The sequence below is a fragment of the Streptomyces sp. NPDC060194 genome (assembly GCF_042728285.1).
GTDB lineage: Bacteria > Actinomycetota > Actinomycetes > Streptomycetales > Streptomycetaceae > Streptomyces.
Map to the genome: position 1 here is coordinate 1 of NZ_JBHWZH010000087.1, position 26,112 is coordinate 26,112.

The window sequence follows — 26,112 nt, forward strand, 5'->3', positions numbered from 1 at the left end:
GACCCGGCCCGACAGGGCCGGGTCGTCCGTGTCGGGCCGTCCGGTGTCGGGCCGTCAGCTCCAGCTGGCGTGCAGCGGCTTGCCCTCGGCGTAGCCGGCGGCGCTCTGCACGCCGACCACGGCCTTCTCGGCGAACTCCTCCAGCGAGCCGGCGCCCGCGTAGGTGCAGGAGGAGCGGACGCCCGCGATGATCGAGTCGATCAGGTCCTCGACGCCCGGCCGGGACGGGTCGAGGAACATCCGCGAGGTCGAGATGCCCTCCTCGAACAGCGCCTTGCGCGCCCGGTCGTACGCCGACTCCTCGGAGGTGCGGTTGCGGACGGCGCGGGCCGAGGCCATGCCGAACGACTCCTTGTAGTACCGGCCGTCGGCGGACTGCTGGAGGTCGCCCGGGGACTCGTAGGTGCCGGCGAACCAGGAGCCGATCATCACGTTGGACGCGCCGGCGGCGAGCGCCATGGCCACGTCGCGCGGGTGGCGGACGCCGCCGTCGGCCCAGACGTGCTTGCCGTACTTCCGCGCCTCGGCGGCGCACTCCAGGACGGCGGAGAACTGCGGGCGGCCGACGCCCGTCATCATCCGGGTGGTGCACATGGCGCCGGGGCCCACGCCGACCTTGATGATGTCGGCGCCCGCCTCGATCAGGTCGCGCACGCCCTCGGCGGCGACGATGTTGCCCGCGACGATCGGCACCTGCGGGTCGAGCGCCCGGACCGCCTTGACGGCCGCGATCATCGACTCCTGGTGGCCGTGGGCGGTGTCGACCACGATCGTGTCCGCGCCGGCGTCGAGGAGCTGCTTGGCCTTGCCGGCCACGTCGCCGTTGATGCCGACGGCGGCGGCGATCCGCAGCCTGCCCCGGGCGTCGACGGCCGGGGTGTAGAGGGTGGCGCGCAGCGCGGCCTTGCGGGTCAGGATGCCGACCAGGCGGCCCTCGGCGTCGACGGCCGGGGCGAGCTTGCGGTTGGCGCCGTCGAGGCGGTTGAACGCCTCGCGCGGGTCGATGTCCGCGTCGATGACGACGAGGTCCTTCGACATGACCTCGGAGAGCTGGGTGAAGCGGTCCACCTGGGTGAGGTCGTGCTCGGTGACGATGCCGACCGGCCGCTGGTCCGCGTCCACCACGACGCCCGCGCCGTGCGCCCGCTTGGGCAGCAGGGACAGCGCGTCGGCGACGGTCTGCGCGGGCGAGAGGATGATCGGCGTGTCGAGCACGAGGTGGCGCGTCTTGACCCAGGAGACGACCTCGGTGACGACGTCGATCGGGATGTCCTGGGGGATCACGACGAGCCCGCCCCGGCGGGCCACCGTCTCGGCCATCCGGCGCCCGGCGATCGCGGTCATGTTCGCGACGACGAGCGGGATGGTGGTGCCGGTGCCGTCCGGCGAGGAGAGGTCGACGCCCTGGCGGGAGCCGACGGCGGACCGGCTCGGCACCATGAAGACGTCGTCGTACGTCAGGTCGTACGGCGGCTGCTGGTCATTGAGAAAACGCACGTGCAGTACATCCCAGTCGATCGGAGGAGGTGGCCCTGTCCGCCCCGGACGGGGTGCGGCGGGGGTCGAACGCACGTACTTCATTCTCCCACGGGCGGGGGATCACACCGCCCCGACGGATCGTCCAGCCGACGGCCCAACGGTTTGGAGGAACCGCCAGGTCCGGCCGGGTGCGGGCGCACCGCCCGCCCCCGGCGCACCCCGCGGCGCTCAGGCCCCGTCGGGGTCCCGCCGGTCGAGCGCGTGGGCCGTGGTCGGCCGGGTGCCCTGGAGCAGCCGGTCGGCGGCGGCGGTGTCGGTGACGAGGCTGGTGACCAGGCCCGAGCGGAGCACGGCGTCGATGGCGTCGGCCTTGCGCCGGCCGCCCGCGATGGCGACGACCTCGGGGATCCGCCGCAGCCGGTCGGCCTCGACGGTGATGCACCGCTCCCCCAGGTCGCGGCCGACCCGGCGGCCGTCCGCGTCGAAGAGGTGCGCCGACATCTCGGCGGCCACGCCGAGGGAGGCGTAGTGCCGCCGCTCCTCGTCGCTGAGCATGTCGTGGACGGTGGAGATGCCCGGCTCCCAGGAGCCGATGGAGACGGCGGCGACGGTGACCTTGTCGAAGTACTCGAAGGCCCGGGCGATGCCGGTCTGGTTGCGCAGCGCGGCGGCGGTGGCCGGGTCGGGCAGCAGCATGGGCGCGTAGATCGGGTGCGCCTCGCCGCCGGAGACCTGCGCCGCCCGGCGGACGGCCTCGACGGAGCCGCGCTCGGCGGTGCCCGCGTCGTAGACGCCGGTGAGCTGGACGACGGTGCAGGGGGGCAGCCGGTCGAGGGCGGCGGCCATGTGGATGGTGGAGCGGCCCCAGGCGAGCCCGAGGACGTCCCCCTCGGCGACCAGCTCTCCGAGCAGGTCGGCGGCGACCTCGCCGAGGTTCTCCGGGTCGGGCGACTCCTCCTCGCCGAGGGCGCCGAGGCCGGCCGGGTCGGCGGGGCCGACCGCCGTGGGCGACTCGACGACGACCGCGTGGCGCAGGCCGTAGCGGGCGCGCAGCGCGTCGGAGCGCTCGGCGTCCAGCTCGGCGGGGACCCGGATCTCGATGCGGACCAGGTCCCGTTCCAGGGCCGTCTCCAGGACCCGGGCCACCTTGAAGCGGCTGACGCCGAACTCCTCGGCGATCTGGATCTTGGACTTGCCCTCCAGGTAGAACCGCCGGGCCATGGCGGCCGCTTGCACCAGCTCCGCGGGTCCCATCCGCAGGGCTGACCGTCCCGCCGACATTGCAGACACCGCGATCTCCTTCACCTCTGTACGACTCGTGCGCTCGCCGTCATCCTTTCAGATCCGACGGGTCTCGATCAGCCCTGACGGTCGGCGTTCCCGCGCCGGTGGCTTGCTGTTCAGTGCCGGCAGGCCCAGCTCGCCGCCGCGGTGGCCTCGTCGGCCTGGTGCCGCAGCATCCGCACGGCCGCGGCGGGGTCGTCGGTGGAGTACACGGCGCTCCCCGCGACGAAGACGTCGGCGCCGGCGTCCGCGCACCGCTCGATGGTGGTCGCCGAGACCCCGCCGTCGACCTGGAGCCACAGCTCCAGGCCGTGCTTGGCGATCAGCTCACGGGTGCGGCGGATCTTGGGGAGCATGATGTCGAGGAACGCCTGGCCGCCGAAGCCGGGCTCGACGGTCATGATCAGCAGCATGTCGAGCTCGGGGAGCAGGTCCTCGTACGGCTCGACCGGGGTGGCGGGCTTGAGCGCCATGGCGGCGCGGGCGCCCTTGGCGCGGATCTCCCGGGCGGTGCGGACGGGGGCGCGGGCGGCCTCGGCGTGGAAGGTGACCGAGCCGGCGCCGGCCTCCACGTACTGGGGGGCCCACCGCTCGGGGTCCTCGATCATCAGGTGGCAGTCGAGCGGGATGTCCGTGGCCCGGGCGAGCGACTCGACGACGGGCACGCCGAGGGTCAGGTTCGGCACGAAGTGGTTGTCCATGACGTCGACGTGAAGCCAGTCGGCGCCGTCGACCGCCTTCGCCTCCTCGGCGAGGCGGGCGAAGTCTGCGGACAGGATGCTGGGACTGATCTGCGCGGCCATGACCCAAGCCTGCCATGCCCGGTCCGCTTTCCCCGCGCCGGACCGGCAGTTGACCGGCCAGGGGTCCCGCGCGGCCGGGGCGGGCGCTCCTACGCGGGTCGGGGACGCGGCTCTGGAGGGGGCGGCGGGCCCAGGGGGCGCGGGCTCAGAAGGCGCGGGCTCAGGGGGCGGCGGGCAGTGACGCGAGGACGGTGGCGACGGTGTCCGCGTCCTCCGGCCGCTTGTCCTGCCGGTAGCGCACGACCCGCGCGAAGCGGAGGGTGACGCCCGCGGGGTAGCGCCGGGAGGTCTGCAGGCCGTCGTAGGCGATCTCGACGACGAGTTCGGGCCGGACGGTCACCACGTGGCCGTCGTCGTCCAAAGCGAGGCTGCCGAGGTGGGCGGTCTGCCACTCCAGCATCGCGTCGGTCATGCCCTTGAAGGTCTTGCCGAGCATGACGAACGAGCCGTCCTCCGCGCGGGCACCCAGGTGGAGGTTGGACAGCTTGCCGGTGCGCCGGCCGCTGCCCCACTCCACGGCGAGGACCACCAGGTCGAGGGTGTGCACCGGCTTCACCTTGCGCCAGGTGGCGCCGCGCCGTCCGGCGCTGTACGTCCCGTCCAGGCCTTTGACCATGACGCCCTCGTGGCCGCGGGCGAGGGTGTCCTTCAGGAACGCCTCGGCGGCGGCCGCCCCGGCCCCGTCCGCGTTCTCCGCGCCCTCCGGATCGGCGACGACGAGCCGGCGGACCCGGGACGCCTCGGGGACGAGCCGCTCCAGCTCCGTGTGCCGCTCGGCCAGCGGCAGGTCGAGCAGGTCGCGGCCGTCCACCGAGAGCGCGTCGAAGAAGACGGTGCTCACCGGCAGCGCCTCGGCGGCGGCGGCCACGTCGACCCGGGAGCCGACCCGGCTCGCCGTCTGCTGGAACGGGCGGGGGCGGCCGGCGTCGTCGAGGGCGATGACCTCGCCGTCGAGGATGAACCGGGCGGCGGGCAGCGCGCGGGCGAACGCGGTGACCTCGGGCAGCCGGTCGGTGATGTCGTCGAGGGTGCGGGTGAAGATCCGCACGTCGTCGCCGTCGCGGTGCACCTGCACGCGGATGCCGTCGAGCTTCTCCTCGACGGCGCTCGGGCCGGTCTTCTCCAGCGCGTCGGCGACCGAGGTCGCCGGGCGGGCCAGCATGGGCCAGACGGGGCTGCCGACGGTCAGCAGGAACTCCGCCAGCGCCTCGGGGCCGTGGGCGAGCAGCCGGCCGGCGACGGCCTCCATCGACCCGGCGAGCATGATCGCCCGCCGTACGGTCGCGGGCTCGGCGCCGGTGGCCTCCGCCAGGCCCTCGGCGGCGAGGGCGTCCAGCGCGCCCTGCCGGACCTCGCCGGAGAGCAGGGCGACGAGGAAGCGCTGCTCCTCGGCGGTCGCCGCGCCCATCAGCGCGCCGATCCGCCGTTTGCGCTCGGTCTGCGAGCCGGGGCCCGAGACGCCGGCCACCTCGGTCAGCGCCGCGTCCACGTCCCGCACGGTGAGCGTCGGCTCCGCCGCGGGCTCCACCGGCTCCTTCAGGATGCTCCAGCCGACCCCGATCCGGCCCTGCGGGAGCCGTCCGGCGAGGTAGGGGATGACGACGGGGACGTCGTCGGGCCCCGCCGAGCGGAACAGCTCGGCGAGCAGCGAGATCTTGCGCAGCCGGGCCGTGGTGGCGGCGATCTCGTGGGAGACGTCGGCGAGACGGGCGAGGAGCATGCCCTCATCCTGCCCCGCGGCCGCGGGGCCCGCACGGGCTGGCGACAGCCCGTCGGCGGGACCCGAGTCGGGTGCGGGCGGCCGGTCCGGCCCCCGGGTCAGGCCGTGCGGCGCAGCAGGGCCAGGTACATCGCGTCGGTGCCGTGCAGGTGCGGCCAGAGCTGGACGTCGGGCCCGTCGCCGAGCATGCCGACGCCCTCCAGGTAGGGCCGGGCGTCGAGGAGTTCGGCCCCGCCGTGCTGCTTGAGCACGTCGTCGACGACCGTGCGGGTCTCGGCCAGGTGCGGCGAGCAGGTCGCGTAGCCGACGACCCCGCCGACCCGGACCGCGCGCAGCGCCTCGGTGAGCAGGCCGCGCTGGAGCGGGGCGAAGCCCGCCACGTCCTCCGGGCGGCGGCGCCAGCGCGCCTCGGGGCGGCGGCGCAGCGCGCCGAGGCCCGTGCAGGGCACGTCGACGAGCACGCGGTCGAAGGACCCGGGCCGCCACGGCGGCCGGGTGCCGTCGGCCGCGATCACCTGGTACGGGCCCGGGTTGCCGGCGAGCGAGCGCTCGACGAGCCGGGCCCGGTGCGGCTGCTTCTCCGAGGCGAGCAGGAACGCGCCCCGCTCGGACGCGAGCCCGGCGAGCATGGCGGCCTTGCCGCCGGGGCCCGCGCACCCGTCCAGCCACCACCGGTCGCTGCCCTCGACGGGCGCCTTGGCGAGGGCGAGCGCCACGAGCTGGCTGCCCTCGTCCTGCACCCCGGCGCGCCCGTCCCTGACGGCCTCGATGGCGCCGGGCTCCCCGCCCTCGGTGAGCCGGACGGCGTACGGCGACCAGCGGCCGGGCAGCGCGTCCTCGCCGAGCGCCGCGCGCAGTTCGTCGGCGGTCGTGCGGCCGGGGCGGGCCACGAGGGTGACGTCGGGCCGCTCGTTGTCGGCCTCCAGGAGGTCCTCCATGCCCGCGCTGCCGCCGCCGAGCGCGTCCCAGAGCGCGGAGACGACCCACCGCGGGTGGGAGTGCATGACCGCGAGGTGCTGCTCGGGGTCCTCGTCGTAGGCGGGGGCGACCTTCGCGAGCCAGCCGTCGAGGTCGTCGGCGGCGACCTTGCGCAGGACCGCGTTGACGAACTTGGCCCGTCCGTCGCCGAGGACCACCCGGGCGAGCTCCACGCTCGCGGAGACGGCGGCGTGGGAGGGGATGCGGGTGCCGAGCAGTTGGTGGGCGCCGAGGGTGAGCACGTCGAGCACGGGCGGGTCGACCTCGCGCAGCGGGCGGTCGACGCAGGCGGCGACGATCGCGTCGTACGTGCCCTGGTGGCGCAGCGTCCCGTAGACCAGCTCGGTGGCGAGGGCCGCGTCGCGGGCGTCGAAGTCCCCGCCGTCGCGGGCCTTCTTCAGCAGCGGCGGCAGGACGAGGTTGGCGTACGCGTCGCGCTCGGCGACGGCCCGCAGCGCGGTGTAGGCCAGCAGGCGGACGGGGTCCTTCTTGGGCCGCCGGTGCGGGCGGGGCGTCCGGCCGGGCTTGCCGCCCTTTCCGCCGGGCTGCTGGCCGGTGGGGGCGGGACGGCGGTCGGGCTGGGCGTTCACAAGGTGCTCCGCAGGTCAAATGGGCTGAACGTGCCCAGGGTACTGGGGCCGCGCGGGCCCGGTGTCCGCGCGGCCGCCGCGCTCAGCCGCCGACGCGCTCCCCGGGCGTGATCCGCACGCCCCGCGCCCAGTCGGCGGCCCGCATCGGCTTCTTGCCCTGCGGCTGCACCCACAGCAGCTCGACGGCGTGCGAGCCGGTGCCCACGTACACGTTGTTCTTGGCCGCGGCCAGCTCGCCGGGCGCCAGCTCCGTGCGGTCGGGGACGGGGGCGGTCTGCACCAGCTTCAGCCGCTCGCCCCGGAACAGCGTCCAGGCGCCGGGGGCCGGGGTGCAGCCCCGGACCACCCGGTCGACGCGGAGCGCGGGCGCCGCCCAGTCGACCGCCGCGTCCTCGACGGTGATCTTCGGGGCGAGGGAGACGCCGTCGGAGGGCTGCGGGACGGCCTTCAGGCTGCCGTCCTCGATGCCGTCCATGGTCGCCGCGAGCAGCCCGGAGCCGGCGAAGGCGAGCCGGGTGAGCAGGTCGCCGCTGGTGTCGGTGGGCCGGATGCCCTCGGTGATCACCCCGAAGACCGGGCCGGAGTCGAGGCCCTCCTCGATCAGGAAGGTCGAGGCGCCGGTCACCTCGTCGCCGCCCATGATCGAGTGCTGCACGGGGGCCGCGCCGCGCCAGGCGGGCAGCAGAGAGAAGTGCAGGTTGACCCAGCCGTGGGCCGGGATGTCGAGGGCGGCCTTCGGGAGCAGCGCCCCGTAGGCGACGACCGGGCAGCAGTCGGGGGCGATCTCGCGCAGCCGGGCGAGGAAGTCCTCGTCGCGCGGCCGGGCGGGCTTGAGGACCTCGATGCCGGCCTCCTCGGCGCGCTCGGCGACCGGGCTGGCCACCAGCCGCCGGCCGCGGCCCGCCGGCGCGTCGGGCCGGGTGACGACCGCGGCCACCTCGTGCCGGCCGGAGGCGATCAGGGCGTCCAGGGCGGGAACGGCGACCTCGGGGGTGCCTGCGAAGACGAGCTTCAAGGGGGGCCTCTCAGGCTGGTACGGGACGAGCAGCACGTCAGTCTATGGCGGGGCCCGCGGGCGGGCCGCGCCCGGAGCCCCGGGGGCGTGCGCGCCGCCGAGCGCCGCGCACTGCCGGGGACACGCCCCCGGCAGCGTGACCACTTCACCGGGTGGGGCGTTGGTCAAGTGAGATTGACCGAAGGGGGCCGCCAGGTGCGGCCGTTCCCCTTTCCACGCCGGTTCGAGAGGCTTGTTCATGGCCGACCACGCCACCCACGACGCACAGGCACGGGCCAGCCTGCACCTCCTGGTGCGGGACATCGAGCGGGTCCGGCGGCAGGTGGACGCGCTGCGCACGCTCACCGCCCAGCTGGGCAACGTCTACCGCCCCCGCCGCTCCGGCCCCTCCGCGGGCTTCGTCGTGTACGGACGTGCCCCGGCGCCGACCGTCCGCCTGGCCCAGGAGCTGCGCGACAGCGTCGAGACCCTCGTGACCGCCGCCGTCGACTTCGACCGCTCCCTCGGCTTCTCCTGGGACGCGGTGGGCTCCGCCCTCGGCGTCACCAAGCAGGCGGTGCACCGCCGCTACGGCGCCCGGCGCGCCCCGGCGCCGGGCGGCCCCTCGGAGGCGGGCCGGCCGGAGGTCGCCCGGACGCTGCCGCCCCTGGTCCCGCCGCTGCCGTCCGTCCCGGCGGCCCGCTCGATGCCGCCGCAGCCGACGTCCGGCAGCAGCGCGCTGCGGGAGGACGCGCGCCTCCGCGAGGAGGCCCGGCTGCGGGAGGAGGCGCGGCTGCGGGAGGAGTCCCGGCTCCACGACGAGGCGCGCCCCGGCGCCGTCCCCTCCCCCCGCACCGCCGGGGCCTGACCGCGGCCGCCCTGCCCCGGGAGCCGCACCGCGGCCCCGGGGCGGCTGCGCCGGTCAGCCGATGTCCGGCGGGTCGATCCTGATCCGGACCGCCTCCCCGGCGGGCACCCCCCGCGCCGTGCGGCCCGCCTGAGCCGCCTTGAGGGCGGCCGCCAGCGCCGCCCCGCTGCCCGGCGGCACCCGGATCAGCGCCCGTTCCCACTCCTCCCCCGGCGACGGCCCGCCGGGGCGCCGCCCGCGCCCCGCCTCACCGGACGACAGCGGTACGGGTCCCAACACCTGGGCCTCCGGAGGCAGTTCGAGCCCCGCGAGGAACGCCGCGAGCACCGGCCCGGCGGCCGACACGGCCGCCATCCGCGACACCGGCGGAAAGCCCAGCTCCGCCCGCTCGGCCAGCTCCCGCACCGCGTGCCCGACCGGGTCCCAGCGCACCAGCGCCTGCACCGGCCGCAGCGTCGGCTCGGCGACCACCACCACAGTCCCCCCGTCCCCCTGCGGGCGGACGAGCGACGCGGCGGCCGTCCACCGGCGCAGCGCCTCCTCACCGGCCCGCAGGTCCGGGCGGCTGAGCATCGCCCACCCGTCGAGCAGCAGCGCCGCCGCGTACCCGCCCTCCGCGACCGGCTCCGCGCCCGGGGTGCTGACCACCAGGGCGGGCTCGCCCGGAACGGTGTCGAGGACGTGGTCGCGGCCCGAGGTCCGGACCGGGACGGCCGGGAAGGCCCGCCCCAGCTCCTCCGCGGTCCGCCGGGCGCCGACCACCTGCGCCCGCAGCCGGGCGTTGCCGCAGGCCGTGCAGTGCCAGGCGGTCTCGTCGCGCCCGCACCAGTCGCACTGCAGCCGCACGGCGTCCGGGGCGGACAGCGGGCCCGCGCAGTGCGCGCAGCGGGCTGGCTCCCGGCACCGCTCGCAGGCGAGCCGGGGCGCGTACCCGCGCCGGGGCACCTGGACGAGGACCGGTCCGGCGCGCAGCCCGTCTCGGACGGTCTCCCAGGCCAGCGACGGCAGCCGCGCACTGCGGGCCGCCGCGTCGCGGGCGAGCAGCTCGTCGCCGACGGTCCGCACCCGGGGCGCGGCCGCCCGCACCTGCTCGCGGTCGGCGATCAGCGGCCGCGCCCAGCCGGTCTCCACGAGCTGGGCCGCCTCCACGGTGCAGCTGGTGCTGCCGACGAGGAAGCCGCAGCCGTCGTGCGCGGCGCGCAGCAGCAGCACCTCCCGGGCGTGCGGCAGCGGGGCGTGCTGCTCGCTGTGGCTGCCGTCGCCGTCCTCCCAGATGACCACCAGGCCGAGGTCGCGGACCGGGGCGAACATCGCGGCCCGGGTGCCGACCACGGCCCGCACCGATCCGCGCCGGACGGCGAGCCACTCGGCGTAGCGCTTCTCGGGGCCGGCGTCGGCGGTCAGCAGGGCGTGCCGCCCTTCGCCGAGCAGCGCGGTGAGCGCGGCGTCGACGCGGGCGGCGGTCCGCCCGTCGGGGACGACGACGAGTGCGCCGCGGCCGGAGGCGAGGGTGGCGGCGACGGCCCGGGCGAGCTCGTCGGTCCAGCCGGGGCCGGGCAGGGCGGTCCAGACGGCCCGGGGGGCGCCGCCGCGGGCCAGCGCCTCGACGAAGGCGGGGCCCTGCCGGTAGCGCGTCCAGCCGCCGGGTTCGGGGGCGGGCGGGGGCGGGGCGGGCTCCGGGGACGGCTTTCCCTCGGCCCGGGCGTTGCGCGGCGGGACGGCGAGCTGCAGAACGTCGGCGGTGCTGCCGGCGTACCGGTCGGCGACGGCCCGTACCAGCTGCAGGAGTTCGGGGCCGAGCACCGGCTCGGGCGAGACGACCTGGGCGAGGGCGGCGAGCGGCCCGGAGTAGTCGGACTCGGCGCGGCGCTCGACGAGGAAGCCGTCGATGAGGCCGCCGCCCTCGCGCCGCCCGTCCCGCACCCGGCCCCGGCCGGCGCCGAACCGCACCCGTACCCGCACGCCCGGCTGCGCGTCGGCGTCGAGCTCCGCGGGGACGGCGTAGTCGAAGGACTGGTCGAGGTGGAGCGCGCCCTTGTTGACGAGGATCCGGGCGACGGGCAGCTCAGGGGCGAGCGCCGCGCCCCGCCAGGTGCGCGGCTTCGCGCGCGGCACCTTGGCCTGCCGGACCGTCTCGCGGATCAGCGCGAGCTGCTCGGGCGCGCCGTCCGCGCCCGCCGTCTCCCGCTCGTCGTCACTGCTCACAGCGCAATTCCTACCAGAGGGGACTGACAGCGGAGCCCCGGACCAGGTGCTGGTCCGGGGCTCCGGTGTGCGCGGTGCGACGGGGACGGTCAGAGGCCGGCGGCGGCCTTCAGCTCGTCGACGCGGTTGGTGCGCTCCCACGTGAAGTCGGCGTCCTCGCGGCCGAAGTGGCCGTAGGCGGCCGTCTTGGCGTAGATCGGGCGCAGCAGGTCGAGGTCGCGGATGATCGCGGCGGGGCGAAGGTCGAAGACCGTGGCGATCGCGTTCTCGATCTTGTCGGTGTCGATCGTGGCGGTCCCGAAGGTCTCCACGAACAGGCCGACCGGCTCGGCCTTGCCGATCGCGTAGGCCACCTGGACCTCGCAGCGGGAGGCGAGGCCGGCCGCGACGACGTTCTTGGCGACCCATCGCATCGCGTACGCGGCGGAGCGGTCGACCTTGGACGGGTCCTTGCCGGAGAACGCGCCGCCGCCGTGGCGGGCCATGCCGCCGTAGGTGTCGATGATGATCTTGCGGCCGGTGAGGCCGGCGTCGCCCATCGGGCCGCCGATCTCGAAGCGCCCGGTCGGGTTGACCAGCAGGCGGTAGCCCTCGGTGTCCAGCTTGATGCCCTCGCCGAGCAGCGCCTTGAGCTCGTGCTCGACGACGTACTCGCGCACGTCGGGGGCGAGCAGCGAGTCCAGGTCGATGTCGGAGGCGTGCTGCGAGGAGACCACGACGGTGTCGAGGCGGACGGCCTTGTCGCCGTCGTACTCGATGGTGACCTGGGTCTTGCCGTCGGGGCGGAGGTAGGGGATGGTGCCGTTCTTGCGGACCTCGGACAGCCGGCGGGAGAGCCGGTGGGCCAGGTGGATCGGCAGCGGCATCAGCTCGGGGGTCTCGTCGCAGGCGTAGCCGAACATGAGGCCCTGGTCGCCGGCGCCCTGCTGGTCCAGCTCGTCGGCATCGCCCTCGACCCGGTTCTCGTACGCCGTGTCGACACCCTGGGCGATGTCCGGGGACTGCGCGCCGATGGACACCGACACGCCGCAGGAGGCGCCGTCGAAGCCCTTCTTGGACGAGTCGTAGCCGATGTCGAGGATCTTCTCGCGCACGAGCTGCGCGATCGGCGCGTACGCCTTGGTGGTGACCTCACCGGCGACGTGCACGAGGCCCGTGGTGATCATCGTCTCGACGGCGACGCGGGACTTGGGGTCCTCGCGCAGCAGCGCGTCGAGAATGGTGTCGCTGATCTGGTCAGCGATCTTGTCCGGGTGTCCCTCGGTGACGGACTCCGAGGTGAAGAGACGGCGCGACACATCGCTCCCTGGGGTTGCAGCGGCTGCTGTCTGAGCATTGACGGAGCGTGCCGGGAGCTGCGCCCGGCGTCGATCCTGGACCAGTTTAAGGGTCGGGTCCTCCCGCGGAACCACGTGTCTCGCCCAATGGGCGGTCACATGACCCGCGGCTCTGCATTCTGCGGTACGCGCGGGGCACTTGGCCAGGGGCCCCGGTGCCGGGAATTCACGCTTTCGGGGCTCCGGGGGCCGATTGTGAACATCATGTCAAACGGTCGCGCACCAGGTCCCAGACCGTGTCGGCGAGCGCCTCCTTGGGGCCGTGCGGCACGACCGTCTCGCTTCCGTCGGCGCCGAGCACGACCGCCTCGTTCTCCTCCGAGCCGAAGGTCAGGCTCTCCCCCACCTCGTTGACGACGAGCAGGTCGCAGCCCTTGCGGGCGAGTTTGGCGCGCCCGTTGGCGAGCACGTCGTCGGTCTCGGCGGCGAAGCCGACGACGACCTGGCCGGGGCGGGCGCGGCTCGCCGAGACCTCCGCGAGGACGTCGGGGTTGCGGACGAGCGCGACGGGCGCGGGGTCCTCGCCGTCCCGCTTCTTGATCTTGCCGCTGGCGTACGCGGCGGGCCGGAAGTCGGCCACGGCGGCGGCCATGACGACGGCGTCCGCGTCGGCGGCGGCCTTCAGCACGGCCTCGCGCAGCTGCACGGCGGTGCCGACCCGGACGACGTCGACGCCGGCCGGGTCCGGCAGGGCGGTGTCGGCGGCGACGAGGGTGACCCGTGCGCCGCGGGCGGCCGCCGTGCGGGCCAGGGCGTAGCCCTGCTTGCCGGAGGAGCGGTTGCCGAGGAAGCGGACCGGGTCGAGCGGCTCGCGCGTGCCGCCCGCGCTGACCACGACGTGCCGGCCGGCCAGGTCGGGCGCCCCGGCGCCGCGGGCGAGGACCCGGCGGCAGACCTCGAACAGCTCGGCGGGGTCCGGGAGCCGCCCCTTGCCGGTGTCGACGCCGGTGAGCCGCCCGACGGCCGGTTCGACGACGACCGCGCCGCGGCGGCGCAGCGTGGCGACGTTCTCCTGGGTGGCGGGGTGCTCCCACATCTCGGTGTGCATCGCGGGGGCGAACACGACGGGGCAGCGGGCCGTGAGGAGGGTGTTGGTGAGGAGGTCGTCGGCGAGGCCGTGGGCGGCCTTGGCGAGCAGGTCGGCGGTGGCGGGGGCGACGACGACGAGGTCGGCGTGCTGCCCGATCCGCACGTGGGGCACCTCGTGGACGTCGGACCAGACCTCGGTGGGGACGGGGTTGCCGGAGAGCGCGGACCAGGTGGCGGCGCCGACGAAGTGCAACGAGGAGGCGGTCGGGACGACGCGCACGTCGTGGCCGGACTCGGTCAGCCGCCGGAGCAGCTCGCACGCCTTGTAGGCGGCGATCCCGCCGCTGACTCCCAGAACGACCTTCGGCTTGTCCACCACGGCTCCCGCGCTCGCTTCCTCTTCGGTGCGTGACACCCGCGGCCCGCGCCGGGACCGCGCACGTCACACCGTTCCTATGACACACCACAGGCCCGGCAGACGTGCTGCCGGGCCTGTGGTGAAGGCCGTGCTTACTGGGCCGGGCCCTCGATGGCCTCGGAGGTCAGCAGACCCGCGTTGATCTCGCGCAGCGCGATCGAGAGCGGCTTCTCGTGGACGTGGGTGTCCACCAGCGGGCCGACGTACTCCAGCAGGCCCTCGCCGAGCTGGGAGTAGTACGCGTTGATCTGCCGCGCGCGCTTGGCCGCGTAGATCACGAGGCTGTACTTCGAGTCGGTGGCCTCGAGCAGCTCGTCGATCGGCGGGTTGATGATGCCCTCGGGCGCGGTGATGGAGGAGGACACGCTTGGCCTTCCGAAAGGGTGGACAGGGAAAATCAGACAACTCGCATCAAGGCTAGCAGCTTGACTGCCACGTCCTCGACGGAGGTGTTGACCAGGGTGGTGTGGAACTCGGACTCGGCGGCCAGTTCGACCTTCGCGGCCTCCAGGCGGCGGGCGATGACCTCTTCGGTCTCGGTGCCGCGGCCGGTCAGCCGGCGCACCAGCTCGTCCCAGCTGGGCGGGGCCAGGAAGACCAGCTGGGCCTCCGGCATCGCCTCGCCGACCAGCCGGGCGCCCTGCAGGTCGATCTCCAGGAGGACGGGCTCGCCCGCCTCGAGGCGCTCCTGCACGGCGACCCGCGGGGTGCCGTAGCGGTTGCCCGCGAACTCGGCCCACTCCAGGAGTTCGCCGTTGGCGATCAGCTTGTCGAACTCCTCGTCGGAGACGAAGAAGTAGTGGACTCCGTGCTTCTCGCCGGGCCGCGGCCTGCGGGTCGTCGCCGACACCGAGAGCCACACCTCGGGGTGGACCTTGCGCATGTGCGCGACGACCGTGCTCTTGCCGACCCCCGAGGGGCCGGAGAGCACGGTCAGCCGCGGTCGTACCTCTGCTGCCATGCAGCGATTATCCAGGTTCCCGGGAGTGCCTGGGAACCTGTTCCCGCCGGCGCGGGGAAGGTCAGGCGCCGGCTCCGCCGAACTCGCGCTCCAGGGAGGCGATCTGGTTGGAGCCGAGCCCGCGCACCCGGCGGCTCTCGGAGATGCCGAGCCGCTCCATGATCTGCTTGGCGCGGACCTTGCCCACGCCCGGCAGGGACTCCAGGAGGGCGGAGACCTTCATCTTGCCGATGACGTCGTTCTCCTGGCCCTGCTTGATCACGTCGTGCAGGGTCGCACCGGACTGCTTGAGTCGATTCTTGACCTCGGCCCGCTCCCGGCGAGCCGCGGCGGCCTTCTCGAGCGCGGCTGCGCGCTGTTCAGGGGTAAGGGGCGGAAGAGCCACGCCTGCGTCACCTCGGATGTCGAACTGTCGGATACGGGACCGGTGCAGAACCCTTGTGCCCCACACCAGGCGAGTGACACCTGGCCGGTCAGGGCCGTGCGTCGACTCCCGTCGGAGACTAGCGGGCCCGGTGGCTCCAGTCAGCGAGAACAGACGAAAAGTCCTGGTCAGCATGGACCGAGGGACAGTTTTCAGATGATATGTCCCGGTTCGGGATCAGTAATCCGCGAGCGCCGAGCGGACTTCGTCCGCGAACCGGTCCGCCGAATCGCGCAGGGCGCCCACGTCAGGTCCATGACGCAGAACGCCCCTACTGACACTCGGCACCACATTGCGGACAGCGGACCCGAAGACTCCGGGGAGGTCCGCGGGCGTCGCGCCCTGGGCGCCGATCCCCGGGGCGAGCAGCGGGCCGTTGATGTCCAGGTCGACCCCGGCGTCACCGAGGGTCGCCCCGACGACGGCGCCGACCGAGCCGAGCGGCTCGGCACCGGCGTTCTCCCCGGCCATGTGGCCGAGCATCAGCGCGGCCAGCGGGCGGCCGTCGGCGGCCGTGGCCCGCTGGACCTCCGCGCCCTCGGGGTTGGAGGTGAGGGCGAGGACGAACACGCCGGCCCCGGAGACGGCGGCCGCGTCGAGGGCGGGCCGCAGGGAGCCGAAACCGAGGTACGGCGAGACGGTCACCGCGTCGGAGAACAGGGGCGAGTCCTTGTCCAGGTAGGTCGCGGCGTAGGCGGCCATCGTGGAGCCGATGTCGCCGCGCTTGGCGTCCATCAGCACCAGGGCGCCCGCCGCCCTGGCCTCCTCGACCGCCTTCTCCAGGACGGCGATCCCCCGCGAGCCGAAGCGCTCGAAGAACGCCGACTGCGGCTTGAGGACGGCCACCCGGTCGGCGAGCGCCTCGACCGTGGTGCGGGTGAACCGCTCCAGGCCGGCGACGTCGTCGGCGAGGCCCCAGGCCTGCAGCAGGGAGGCGTGCGGGTCGATGCCCACGCAGAGCGGGCCTCGGGTGTCCATGGCGCGGCGCAGGCGGGCGCCGAAGGGCTCGGTCATGCTGCGGCCTTTCCGGTCCGGTCGCCGCCTGCGCCGTCACCGCGGGACCCGTCCTCGCGGGTCGCGGCGCCGACGGCCTCGGCGAGGGTGGCGTACGGGCTGGCGGCCAGGCGGGCGGCCAGGCCCTTGTGGAGGGCGCGGGCGTAGGCGGGGCCCTCGTAGATGAAGGCGCTGTAGCCCTGGATCAGGGTGGCGCCGGCCAGGATGCGCTCCCAGGCGTCGTCGGCGTTCTCGATGCCGCCGACCCCGACGAGCACCAGGCGGTCGCCCACGCGGGCGTACAGCCGGCGCAGGACCTCCAGGGAGCGCCGCTTGACGGGCGCTCCGGACAGGCCGCCGGTCTCGGCGACCAGCTCCGGGTCGGAGGTCAGGCCGAGGCCGTCGCGGGCGATGGTGGTGTTGGTGGCGATGATGCCGTCCAGGCCGATCTCCAGGGCGAGGTCGGCGACGGCGTCGACGTCGTCGTCGGCGAGGTCCGGGGCGATCTTGACCAGGAGCGGCACCCGGCGGCCGGTGACCGTGCGGTCGGCGGCCTCGCGGACGGCGAGCAGCAGCGGGCGCAGCGACTCGGTGGCCTGGAGGTTGCGCAGCCCGGGGGTGTTGGGCGAGGAGACGTTGACGACGAGGTAGTCGGCGTGCCGGGCGAGCCGCTCGGTGGAGGTGACGTAGTCGGCGACGGCCTCCTCCTCGGGGACCACCTTGGTCTTGCCGATGTTGACCCCGACCGTGGTGCGGAAGACCGGCTCACGGGCGGCCAGCCGGGCGGCGACGGCCGCGGAGCCCTCGTTGTTGAAACCCATCCGGTTGATCAGCGCCCGGTCCGGCACGAGCCGGAAGAGGCGCCTGGGGGGGTTGCCGGGCTGCGGCTGGGCAGTGACGGTGCCGATCTCGACGTGGTCGAAGCCGAGCATCGCCATGCCGTCGATCCCGACGGCGTTCTTGTCGAAGCCGGCGGCGAGCCCCAGCGGGCTGTGCAGGCGCAGGCCCAGGGCCTCGGTGCGCAGCTCGCGGTGGCGCGGGGCGAGGTAGGCGGCGGCGAAGGTGCGGAGCACGGGGACGCGGGCGAGCAGCCGGATCCAGCCGAAGCCGAGATGGTGGGCCCGCTCGGGGTCGAGGCGCTTGAAGACGAGGTCGAAGAACAGCTTGTACATGTGGGGTCCTCGGGGGCCGCAGGCGGAAGGAGGGCGGGTGCGTGCCGAGGGGGGACACCGGTCGCTTCCGGTGTCCCCCCTCGTGGGCCCCTAGTCGCGGGCCGCGGTCAGGATCTTCGCGTGCTCCTGGAGCGAGCTGACGCCCACCTCGCCGCCGTTGAGGGCGTCGATCCCCTGGACGGCCGCGGCGAGCGCCTGGACCGTGGTGAGGCAGGGCACGGACCGGGCGACGGCCGCGGTGCGGATCTCGTAGCCGTCGAGCCGGCCGCCGGTGCCGTAGGGCGTGTTGACGATCAGGTCGACGTCGCCGTCGTGGATGAGCTGGACGATCGTCTTCTCGCCGTTCGGGCCCTCGCCCTCGCTGAGCTTGCGCACGACGGTGGCGTTCAGGCCGTTGCGGCGCAGCACCTCGGCGGTGCCGGAGGTGGCGAGCAGCTCGAAGCCGTGGGCGACGAGCTCGCGGGCCGGGAAGATCATCGAGCGCTTGTCGCGGTTGGCGACCGAGATGAACGCCCGGCCCTTGGTGGGCAGCGGGCCGTAGGCGCCGGCCTGGGACTTGGCGTAGGCGGTGCCGAAGACCGAGTCGATGCCCATGACCTCGCCGGTGGAGCGCATCTCCGGGCCGAGGACGGTGTCGACGCCGCGGCCGTGGATGTCGCGGAAGCGCGACCACGGCATGACGGCCTCCTTGACGGAGATCGGCGCGTCGAGCGGCAGGGTGCCGCCGTCGCCCGTCCTCGGCAGCATGCCCTCGGCGCGCAGCTCGGCGACGGTCGTGCCGAGCGAGATGCGGGCGGCGGCCTTGGCGAGCGGCACGGCGGTGGCCTTGGAGGTGAACGGCACGGTCCGCGAGGCGCGCGGGTTGGCCTCCAGGACGTAGAGGATGTCCCCGGCCATCGCGAACTGGATGTTGATCAGCCCGCGCACGCCGACGCCCTTGGCGATGGCCTCGGTGGAGGCCCGCAGCCGCTTGATGTCGAAGCCGCCGAGCGTGATCGGCGGCAGCGCGCACGCCGAGTCGCCGGAGTGGATGCCGGCCTCCTCGATGTGCTCCATGACGCCGCCGAGGTAGAGCTCGGTGCCGTCGTAGAGCGCGTCGACGTCGATCTCGATCGCGTCGTCGAGGAAGCGGTCGACGAGGACCGGCCGCGAGGGGCTGATCTCGGTGGACTCCTCGATGTACGAGGCGAGGCGGGTCTCGTCGTAGACGATCTCCATGCCGCGGCCGCCGAGCACGTAGCTGGGGCGGACGAGGACGGGGTAGCCGATCTCGTCGGCGATCCGCTTGGCCTCGGCGAAGGTGGTGGCGGTGCCGTGCTTGGGGGCGGGCAGGCCGGCCTCGGCGAGGACGCGGCCGAAGGCGCCGCGGTCCTCGGCGGCGTGGATCGCCTCCGGCGGGGTGCCGACGACGGGCACGCCGTTGTCCTTCAGCGCCTGGGCGAGGCCGAGCGGGGTCTGGCCGCCGAGCTGGACGACGACGCCCGCGATCGGGCCGGCGAGCGACTCCGCGTGGACGATCTCCAGGACGTCCTCCAGGGTGAGCGGCTCGAAGTAGAGCCGGTCGGAGGTGTCGTAGTCGGTGGAGACGGTCTCGGGGTTGCAGTTGACCATCACGGTCTCGTAGCCGGCGTCGCTGAGCGCGAACGAGGCGTGGACGCAGGAGTAGTCGAACTCGATGCCCTGGCCGATGCGGTTGGGCCCCGAGCCGAGGATGATCACGGCGGGCTTCTCGCGCGGCGCGACCTCGCTCTCCTCGTCGTAGGACGAGTAGAAGTACGGGGTCTTCGCGGCGAACTCGGCGGCGCAGGTGTCGACCGTCTTGTAGACGGGGCGGACGCCGAGGGCGTGCCGGACCTCGCGGACGACGTCCTCGCGCAGGTCGCGGATCTCGCCGATCTGGGCGTCGGAGAAGCCGTGCCGCTTGGCGTGGGCGAGCAGCTCGGCGTCCAGGCGCTCGGCGCCGGCGAGCTCGTCGGCGATCTCCTTGATGAGGAAGAGCTGGTCGACGAACCAGGGGTCGATCTTCGTGAAGTCGAAGACCTCCTCCTGGGTGGCGCCGGCCCGGATCGCGTCCATGACGGTGTTGATGCGGCCGTCGGTGGGGCGCACCGCGCGTTCGAGGAGCTCCTGCTTGTCGCCGACGGGGCCGGTGAAGGAGAACTGCGAGCCCTTCTTCTCCAGCGAGCGCAGCGCCTTCTGGAACGCCTCGGTGAAGTTGCGGCCGATCGCCATGGCCTCGCCGACCGACTTCATGGTGGTGGTGAGGGTGGAGTCGGCGGAGGGGAACTTCTCGAAGGCGAACCGGGGCGCCTTGACGACGACGTAGTCGAGCGTCGGCTCGAAGGAGGCCGGCGTCTTCTCGGTGATGTCGTTGGGGACCTCGTCGAGCGTGTAGCCGATGGCCAGCTTGGCGGCGATCTTGGCGATCGGGAAGCCGGTGGCCTTGGAGGCGAGCGCCGAGGACCGCGAGACGCGCGGGTTCATCTCGATGACGATGACCCGGCCGTCCTTCGGGTCGATCGCGAACTGGATGTTGCAGCCGCCGGTGTCGACGCCGACCTCGCGGATGATCGCGATGCCGATGTCGCGCAGCCGCTGGTACTCGCGGTCGGTGAGCGTCATGGCGGGGGCGACGGTGATGGAGTCGCCGGTGTGCACGCCCATCGGGTCGAAGTTCTCGATGGAGCAGACGACGACCACGTTGTCCTTGGTGTCGCGCATCAGCTCCAGCTCGTACTCCTTCCAGCCGAGGATGGACTCCTCCAGGAGCACCTCGGTGGTCGGCGAGAGGGTCAGGCCCTGCCCGGCGATGCGGCGCAGCTCCTCCTCGTCGTGCGCGAAGCCGGAGCCGGCGCCGCCCATGGTGAAGGAGGGGCGGACGACGACGGGGTAGCCGCCGAGGGTGTCGACGCCGGCGAGGACGTCCTCCATGGAGTGGCAGATGACCGAGCGGGCGGACTCGCCGTAGCCGATCTTCTGCTTGACGGCCTCGACGACGCCCTTGAACAGGTCGCGGTCCTCGCCCTTGTTGATCGCCTCGACGTTCGCGCCGATCAGCTCGACGCCGTACTTCTCCAGGACGCCCTGCTCGTGCATGGAGATCGCGGTGTTGAGCGCGGTCTGGCCGCCGAGGGTGGGCAGCAGCGCGTCGGGGCGCTCCTTGGCGATGATCTTCTCGACGAACTCGGGGGTGATCGGCTCGACGTAGGTGGCGTCGGCGATCTCCGGGTCGGTCATGATCGTGGCCGGGTTGGAGTTGACCAGGATGACCCGCAGGCCCTCGGCCTTGAGGACCCGGCAGGCCTGGGTGCCGGAGTAGTCGAACTCGGCGGCCTGGCCGATGACGATCGGACCGGAGCCGATGACCAGGACGGACTGGATGTCGGTGCGCTTAGGCACGCTCGGCCCCCTTCGGGGTGGTGTTGTCGTGCATGAGCTGCACGAAGCGGTCGAAGAGGTAGGCGGCGTCGTGCGGGCCGGCCGCGGCCTCGGGGTGGTACTGGACGGAGAACGCCGGCTGGTCGAGCAGCTGGAGCCCCTCGACCACCTGGTCGTTCAGGCAGACGTGGGAGACCTCGGCCCGCCCGTACGGCGTGTCGCTGACCCGGTCGAGGGGGGCGTCGACGGCGAAGCCGTGGTTGTGCGCGGTGACCTCGACCTTGCCGGTGGTGCGGTCCTGGACCGGCTGGTTGATGCCGCGGTGGCCGTACTTCAGCTTGTAGGTGCCGAAGCCGAGGGCCCGGCCGAGGATCTGGTTGCCGAAGCAGATGCCGAACAGCGGCGTCTTCCGCTCCAGGACGCCCTTGACCACGGTGAGGTCGACGGTGGAGGGGTCGCCGGGGCCGTTGGACAGGAAGAACCCGTCCGGCTCGATCGCGTAGACCTCCTCCAGGGTGGCGGTGGCGGGCAGGACGTGGACCTCGATGCCGCGCTCGGCCATCCGGTGCGGGGTCATGCCCTTGATGCCGAGGTCGAGGGCGGCGACGGTGAAGCGCTTCTCACCGATCGCGGGGACGACGTAGGCGCTCTCGGTGGTGACCTCGTCCGACAGGCTGGCGCCCGTCATCTCCGGGGCCTCCTTGACGCGGGCGAGCAGGGTGGCGTCGTCGGCGACGGCGTCGCCGGAGAAGATCCCGACCCGCATCGCGCCGCGCTCGCGCAGGTGGCGGGTGAGCGCGCGGGTGTCGACGCCGCTGATGCCGACGACGTCCTGGCGGACCAGCTCCTCGTCGAGGGTGCGGCGCGAGCGCCAGTTGGACGGGATCCGGGCGGGGTCCCGGACGACGTAGCCCGAGACCCAGATGCGCCCGGACTCGTCGTCCTCGTCGTTGACGCCGGTGTTGCCGATGTGCGGGGCCGTCATGACGACGACCTGCTTGTGGTATGAGGGGTCGGTCAGGGTCTCCTGGTAGCCGCTCATGCCGGTGTTGAAGACCGCCTCGCCGAAGGTCTCCCCCACGGCCCCGTAGGCGCGGCCGCGGAAGACCCGGCCGTCCTCCAGGACGAGTACGGCGGGAGCCTTCGCGGCTCCCCTGGTGGAGGTCGTCATCGTGCGGCGCCTTCCGTCGTGGTGGTGGGGTTCGTGGGAGGGGTGTCGGTGGGAGCGAGCGCGTCGATCGCCTCGACCCAGGCGGTGTGCTCGGCCGCGCGGTCGGAGCGGAAGCCGGAGTCGATCAGGGTGTCGCCGAGCGCCCAGGTGACGACGAGGAGGCCGCCCTCGGCGAGCACCTTGCCGGCGATGCCCTTGTCGAGCCGGGCGCCGCGCAGGGCGTCCCTGGGCACGAAGAAGTCGGTCGCGCCGGGGCGCAGGACGATCAGGCCTTCGTCGGTGAGGGTCAGCTCGGCCCGGCTGCGGACGCCGAGACCGTGGGCGACGATCCGGTCGAGCCACTGCCCGGCCGTCGTCGAGCCGTGGTAGCGGCCGGTCATCTCCAGGGTGGCCGCTCCGGGCGCCTGGGGCACGGCGGGCAGCTCGGCCAGGCCCGACTGGAGGTTGCCGCGCCACTTCCAGCCCTGGCGCATCAGCCAGTAGACCAGCGCGACGAACAGGAACATGCCGATCAGCCAGGCGATGCGCCCGCTCCAGTTCGTCACCTCCGCCGACTTCCGTTCGGCGGCCAGATGAATCATCGCGAGTGTCACGCCAGCTTCCCGTCCACGACCGTTGCCCGACCCCGCAGCCAGGTGTGGGTGACCCGGCCCGGCAGCTCGCGGCCCTCGTAGGGGGTGTTGCGGCTGCGCGAGGCGAAGTCGGCGGGGTTCACCTCTCCACGGTAAGCGGGATCGACGAGGGTGAGGTTCGCGGGCTCGCCCGCCGCGATCGGCCTGCCGTGGCCGGTCAGCCGGCCGATGCGGGCCGGGGCGACGGACATCCGGTCGGCGACCCCGGCCCAGTCGAGCAGCCCGGTCTCGACCATGGTCTGCTGGACGACCGAGAGCGCGGTCTCCAGGCCGACCATCCCCATGGCGGCCGCGGCCCACTCGCAGTCCTTGTCCTCGTGCGGGTGCGGGGCGTGGTCGGTGGCGACGATGTCGATCGTGCCGTCGGCGAGCGCGGTGCGCAGCGCGTGCACGTCGGCCTCGGTGCGCAGCGGCGGGTTGACCTTGTAGACCGGGTTGTACGACCGGACCAGTTCGTCGGTCAGGAGCAGGTGGTGCGGGGTGACCTCGGCGGTCACGTCGATGCCGCGGGACTTGGCCCAGCGCACGATCTCCACGGAGCCGGCGGTCGAGAGGTGGCAGATGTGGACGCGGGAGCCGACGTGCTCGGCGAGCAGCACGTCCCGGGCGATGATCGACTCCTCGGCGACGGCCGGCCAGCCGCCGAGCCCGAGCTCGGCGGAGACGACGCCCTCGTTCATCTGCGCGCCCTCGGTGAGCCGGGGCTCCTGGGCGTGCTGGGCGACGACGCCGTCGAACGCCTTCACGTACTCCAGCGCGCGGCGCATGATCACCGCGTCGTCGACGCACTTGCCGTCGTCGGAGAAGACCTTCACGCCGGCGGCGCTGTCGTGCATCGCGCCGAGCTCGGCGAGCTGCTTGCCCTCCAGGCCGACGGTGACGGCGCCGATCGGCTGCACGTCGCAGTAGCCGGACTCGCGGCCCAGCCGCCAGACCTGCTCGACGACGCCGGCGGTGTCGGCGACGGGGAAGGTGTTGGCCATGGCGTGGACGGCGGTCCAGCCGCCGCGGGCGGCCGCCTGGGTGCCGGTCAGGACCGTCTCGGAGTCCTCGCGGCCGGGCTCGCGCAGATGCGTGTGCAGGTCGACCAGGCCCGGCAGCAGCACCCGGCCCTCGGCCTCGACGACGGTCGCGCCCTCCGCGGAGAGCCCGGGGCCGACGGCCTCGACCGTCTCGCCGTCGATCAGCACGTCCTGCGGCTCGCCGCCCAGCACCTTCGCACCACGGATCAGGATCTTGGTCATGACTACTTGCTCTCCTCGGTACGGGCGGCGGTGGTGGGGGGCGTGCCGACGGCGGGCTCGGAGCCGCCGAGCAGCAGGTAGAGGACGGCCATCCGGGTCGAGACGCCGTTGGCGACCTGCTCGACGACGGTGCAGCGGTCGGAGTCGGCGACCTCGGCGGTGATCTCCATGCCGCGGACCATGGGGCCGGGGTGCATGACGATCGCGTGCTCGGGCATCTTCGCCATCCGGTCGCCGTCGAGCCCGTAGCGGCGCGAGTACTCGCGCTCGGTGGGGAAGAAGGCGGCGTTCATGCGCTCGCGCTGGACGCGCAGCATCATCACCGCGTCGGAGGCGGGCAGCACCCGGTCGAGGTCGTAGGCGATGTCGCAGGGCCACTTCTCGACGCCGACCGGGACCAGGGTCGGCGGGGCGACCAGGGTGACGTGCGCGCCGAGGGTGTGCAGCAGGAGGACGTTGGAGCGGGCGACCCGGCTGTGCAGGATGTCGCCGACGATCGTGACCCGCTGCCCCTCCAAGTCGCGGCCGATGCCGGCGTCCCGGCCGACGAGCCGGCGGCGCAGGGTGAACGCGTCGAGCAGGGCCTGGGTGGGGTGCTCGTGGGTGCCGTCGCCGGCGTTGACCACGGCCCCGTCGATCCAGCCGGAGTTCGCCAGCCGGTAGGGGGCGCCGGAGGCGCCGTGGCGGATGACAACGGCGTCCGCGCCCATCGCCTCCAGCGTCAGCGCGGTGTCCTTGAGCGACTCGCCCTTGGAGACCGAGGAGCCCTTGGCGGAGAAGTTGATGACGTCGGCCGACAGGCGCTTGGCCGCGGCCTCGAAGGAGATGCGGGTGCGGGTCGAGTCCTCGAAGAAAAGGTTGACGACCGTGCGGCCGCGCAGTGTCGGCAGCTTCTTGATCGGCCGGTCGGCGACCCGGGCCATCTCCTCGGCGGTGTCGAGGACGAGGACGGCGTCGTCACGGGTGAGGTCGGCGGCCGAGATGAGGTGTCGCTTCATCGCGAGAGATCTCCGATACGGGGACGTTTCGGGCATGCGGGCCCGCGGAGGCGTACCGCGGGCGGGACCGGAGGAGCGGCTAGCCCTCGGCCGGGGAGGTCTGCTTCGCGCCGAGCAGCACGGCGTCGCGGCCGTCCTCCTCAGCGAGCTGGACCTTGACCGTCTCCCGCAGCGAGGTGGGCAGGTTCTTGCCCACGTAGTCGGCGCGGATGGGGAGTTCGCGGTGGCCGCGGTCGACGAGCACGGCGAGCTGCACGGCGCGGGGGCGGCCGAGGTCGCCGAGGGCGTCGAGCGCGGCGCGGATGGTGCGTCCGGAGAAGAGGACGTCGTCGACGAGGACGACGAGGCGGCCGTCGAGCCCGTCGGCGGGGATCTCGGTGCGGGCGAGCGCGCGGGCGGGCTTGAGGCGCAGGTCGTCGCGGTACATGGTGATGTCGAGGGAACCGACCGGCATCGTGTGGCCGGTGATCTCCTGGAGCTTGTCGGCGAGCCGGCGGGCGAGGAAGACGCCCCGGGTCGGGATGCCGAGGAGCACCACGTCGTCGGCGCCCTTGGCGCGTTCGACGATCTCGTGGGCGATCCGGGTCAGCACCCGCGCGATGTCGGGCCCTTCGAGCACCGGACGCGCTGGGCTGTGTGCAGAGTCCATGGGAAACGGACCTCCTTCTCCGCCTCACGGGACGGACCTTAAAGGACGTCGGATGTACGCCCCATACCCTACCAGGAGCGCAAAGTGCCTGATCACCGCTCCCCTGGGGGACGGTACGGACCTTTCGGCTTGACGCATCCAAGTAACGCTGCGTAACCTCACAGTGAGTTACCAGCCACGCGGCGGAGCCGCACGTTGCCTCAGCGTTCGGGAGCTATATGTCCAGCGAATACGCCAAGCAGCTCGGGGCCAAGCTCCGGGCGATCCGCACCCAGCAGGGCCTCTCGCTCCACGGTGTGGAGGAGAAGTCCCAGGGACGCTGGAAGGCGGTCGTGGTCGGTTCGTACGAGCGCGGCGACCGCGCCGTCACCGTGCAGCGCCTCGCGGAGCTCGCGGACTTCTACGGGGTCCCGGTGCAGGAGCTGCTCCCGGGCACCACGCCGGGCGGGGCCGCCGAGCCGCCGCCGAAGCTCGTCCTCGACCTGGAGCGCCTCGCCCACGTCCCGCAGGACAAGGCCGGCCCCCTCCAGCGGTACGCGGCGACCATCCAGTCCCAGCGTGGCGACTACAACGGCAAGGTCCTCTCCATCCGCCAGGACGACCTGCGCACGCTGGCCGTGATCTACGACCAGTCGCCGTCGGTCCTCACCGAGCAGCTGATCAGCTGGGGCGTCCTGGACGCGGACGCGCGCCGCGCCGTGGCCCACGACGACGTCTGAGCCGCCTCCCCCGCAGAGTGCTCTGCAGAAACGTGCCGCCGGGGCGCGCACACGGATTTCCGTGTG

At 73.6% G+C, this 26,112-nt stretch carries 22 protein-coding genes; 2 read left to right on the forward strand and 20 right to left on the reverse strand.

What is annotated here, in order from left to right:
• Positions 1 to 54: 54 nt before the first annotated feature.
• The 6 genes from ACFWEG_RS19180 to fmt all read right to left on the reverse strand — a co-directional run bounded on the left by ACFWEG_RS19180 (position 55) and on the right by fmt (position 7,869).
• Entirely contained in the window at positions 55 to 1,497 is a 1,443-nt protein-coding gene (locus tag ACFWEG_RS19180; RefSeq protein WP_387216549.1) for a GuaB1 family IMP dehydrogenase-related protein, read from the reverse strand.
• A gap of 210 nt (positions 1,498 to 1,707) precedes the next feature.
• The gene (locus ACFWEG_RS19185; protein ID WP_387216587.1) at positions 1,708 to 2,760 is read right to left on the reverse strand and encodes a sugar-binding transcriptional regulator; all 1,053 of its coding nucleotides are present in this window, start codon (positions 2,758 to 2,760) and stop codon (positions 1,708 to 1,710) included.
• A 119-nt stretch (positions 2,761 to 2,879) separates the two neighbouring features.
• A complete protein-coding gene (gene rpe / locus ACFWEG_RS19190; RefSeq protein ID WP_387216551.1) occupies positions 2,880 to 3,566 on the reverse strand; it encodes a ribulose-phosphate 3-epimerase in 687 nt (228 codons plus the stop codon).
• Positions 3,567 to 3,726: 160 nt separating this feature from the next.
• Complete coding sequence (locus tag ACFWEG_RS19195; RefSeq protein ID WP_387216553.1) at positions 3,727 to 5,286, reverse strand: ATP-dependent DNA ligase; 1,560 nt, start codon at positions 5,284 to 5,286, stop codon at positions 3,727 to 3,729.
• A gap of 98 nt (positions 5,287 to 5,384) precedes the next feature.
• Complete coding sequence (locus ACFWEG_RS19200; protein ID WP_387216555.1) at positions 5,385 to 6,854, reverse strand: RsmB/NOP family class I SAM-dependent RNA methyltransferase; 1,470 nt, start codon at positions 6,852 to 6,854, stop codon at positions 5,385 to 5,387.
• Between the two features lie 82 nt (positions 6,855 to 6,936).
• On the reverse strand, positions 6,937 to 7,869 hold the full coding sequence (gene fmt, locus ACFWEG_RS19205; RefSeq protein WP_387216557.1) for a methionyl-tRNA formyltransferase: 933 nt from the start codon (positions 7,867 to 7,869) through the stop codon (positions 6,937 to 6,939).
• Positions 7,870 to 8,107: 238 nt separating this feature from the next.
• On the opposite strand from fmt, the gene ACFWEG_RS19210 reads away from it, so the two are divergent.
• A complete protein-coding gene (locus ACFWEG_RS19210) occupies positions 8,108 to 8,716 on the forward strand; it encodes a hypothetical protein (protein ID WP_387216559.1) in 609 nt (202 codons plus the stop codon).
• Between the two features lie 54 nt (positions 8,717 to 8,770).
• Here ACFWEG_RS19210 and ACFWEG_RS19215 read toward each other — a convergent pair whose 3' ends face one another.
• The 14 genes from ACFWEG_RS19215 to pyrR form a co-directional block, all read right to left on the reverse strand.
• The gene (locus tag ACFWEG_RS19215) at positions 8,771 to 10,921 is read right to left on the reverse strand and encodes a primosomal protein N' (protein ID WP_387216561.1); all 2,151 of its coding nucleotides are present in this window, start codon (positions 10,919 to 10,921) and stop codon (positions 8,771 to 8,773) included.
• A gap of 89 nt (positions 10,922 to 11,010) precedes the next feature.
• Complete coding sequence (metK, locus tag ACFWEG_RS19220; RefSeq protein ID WP_387216563.1) at positions 11,011 to 12,219, reverse strand: methionine adenosyltransferase; 1,209 nt, start codon at positions 12,217 to 12,219, stop codon at positions 11,011 to 11,013.
• 241 nt (positions 12,220 to 12,460) lie between these two features.
• Positions 12,461 to 13,663: a bifunctional phosphopantothenoylcysteine decarboxylase/phosphopantothenate--cysteine ligase CoaBC gene (gene coaBC / locus ACFWEG_RS19225; protein WP_387216565.1), complete on the reverse strand. Its 1,203-nt coding sequence runs from the start codon at positions 13,661 to 13,663 to the stop codon at positions 12,461 to 12,463.
• Between the two features lie 134 nt (positions 13,664 to 13,797).
• The gene (rpoZ, locus tag ACFWEG_RS19230) at positions 13,798 to 14,070 is read right to left on the reverse strand and encodes a DNA-directed RNA polymerase subunit omega (protein ID WP_005319902.1); all 273 of its coding nucleotides are present in this window, start codon (positions 14,068 to 14,070) and stop codon (positions 13,798 to 13,800) included.
• A gap of 32 nt (positions 14,071 to 14,102) precedes the next feature.
• Positions 14,103 to 14,666, reverse strand: a complete 564-nt coding sequence (gene gmk / locus ACFWEG_RS19235; protein WP_387216567.1) for a guanylate kinase — start codon at positions 14,664 to 14,666, stop codon at positions 14,103 to 14,105.
• Between the two features lie 61 nt (positions 14,667 to 14,727).
• Positions 14,728 to 15,051: an integration host factor gene (locus ACFWEG_RS19240; protein ID WP_387216569.1), complete on the reverse strand. Its 324-nt coding sequence runs from the start codon at positions 15,049 to 15,051 to the stop codon at positions 14,728 to 14,730.
• Between the two features lie 216 nt (positions 15,052 to 15,267).
• On the reverse strand, positions 15,268 to 16,104 hold the full coding sequence (gene pyrF / locus ACFWEG_RS19245) for an orotidine-5'-phosphate decarboxylase (RefSeq protein ID WP_387216571.1): 837 nt from the start codon (positions 16,102 to 16,104) through the stop codon (positions 15,268 to 15,270).
• Positions 16,101 to 17,255 (reverse strand): quinone-dependent dihydroorotate dehydrogenase, encoded by a 1,155-nt coding sequence (locus ACFWEG_RS19250; RefSeq protein ID WP_387216573.1) that lies wholly within the window; start codon positions 17,253 to 17,255, stop codon positions 16,101 to 16,103. The genes pyrF and ACFWEG_RS19250 overlap by 4 nt, the downstream gene beginning before the upstream one ends.
• Positions 17,256 to 17,345: 90 nt before the next feature.
• Positions 17,346 to 20,654, reverse strand: a complete 3,309-nt coding sequence (carB, locus tag ACFWEG_RS19255) for a carbamoyl-phosphate synthase large subunit (RefSeq protein ID WP_387216575.1) — start codon at positions 20,652 to 20,654, stop codon at positions 17,346 to 17,348.
• On the reverse strand, positions 20,647 to 21,804 hold the full coding sequence (gene carA / locus ACFWEG_RS19260; protein WP_387216577.1) for a glutamine-hydrolyzing carbamoyl-phosphate synthase small subunit: 1,158 nt from the start codon (positions 21,802 to 21,804) through the stop codon (positions 20,647 to 20,649). Before carA ends, carB begins: the two co-directional genes overlap by 8 nt.
• On the reverse strand, positions 21,801 to 22,385 hold the full coding sequence (locus ACFWEG_RS19265; protein ID WP_387216589.1) for a hypothetical protein: 585 nt from the start codon (positions 22,383 to 22,385) through the stop codon (positions 21,801 to 21,803). Before ACFWEG_RS19265 ends, carA begins: the two co-directional genes overlap by 4 nt.
• Before the next feature lie 8 nt (positions 22,386 to 22,393).
• Entirely contained in the window at positions 22,394 to 23,680 is a 1,287-nt protein-coding gene (locus tag ACFWEG_RS19270) for a dihydroorotase (RefSeq protein ID WP_387216579.1), read from the reverse strand.
• 2 nt (positions 23,681 to 23,682) lie between these two features.
• Positions 23,683 to 24,678 carry an aspartate carbamoyltransferase catalytic subunit gene (locus ACFWEG_RS19275; RefSeq protein WP_387216581.1) on the reverse strand — a complete coding sequence of 332 codons (996 nt, stop codon included), beginning with the start codon at positions 24,676 to 24,678 and terminating at the stop codon, positions 23,683 to 23,685.
• Between the two features lie 79 nt (positions 24,679 to 24,757).
• On the reverse strand, positions 24,758 to 25,327 hold the full coding sequence (gene pyrR / locus ACFWEG_RS19280; protein WP_387216583.1) for a bifunctional pyr operon transcriptional regulator/uracil phosphoribosyltransferase PyrR: 570 nt from the start codon (positions 25,325 to 25,327) through the stop codon (positions 24,758 to 24,760).
• A gap of 218 nt (positions 25,328 to 25,545) precedes the next feature.
• Between pyrR and bldD the strand changes: the two genes are divergently transcribed.
• Positions 25,546 to 26,046, forward strand: a complete 501-nt coding sequence (gene bldD / locus ACFWEG_RS19285) for a transcriptional regulator BldD (protein ID WP_387216585.1) — start codon at positions 25,546 to 25,548, stop codon at positions 26,044 to 26,046.
• The last annotated feature ends 66 nt before the right edge of the window (positions 26,047 to 26,112 follow it).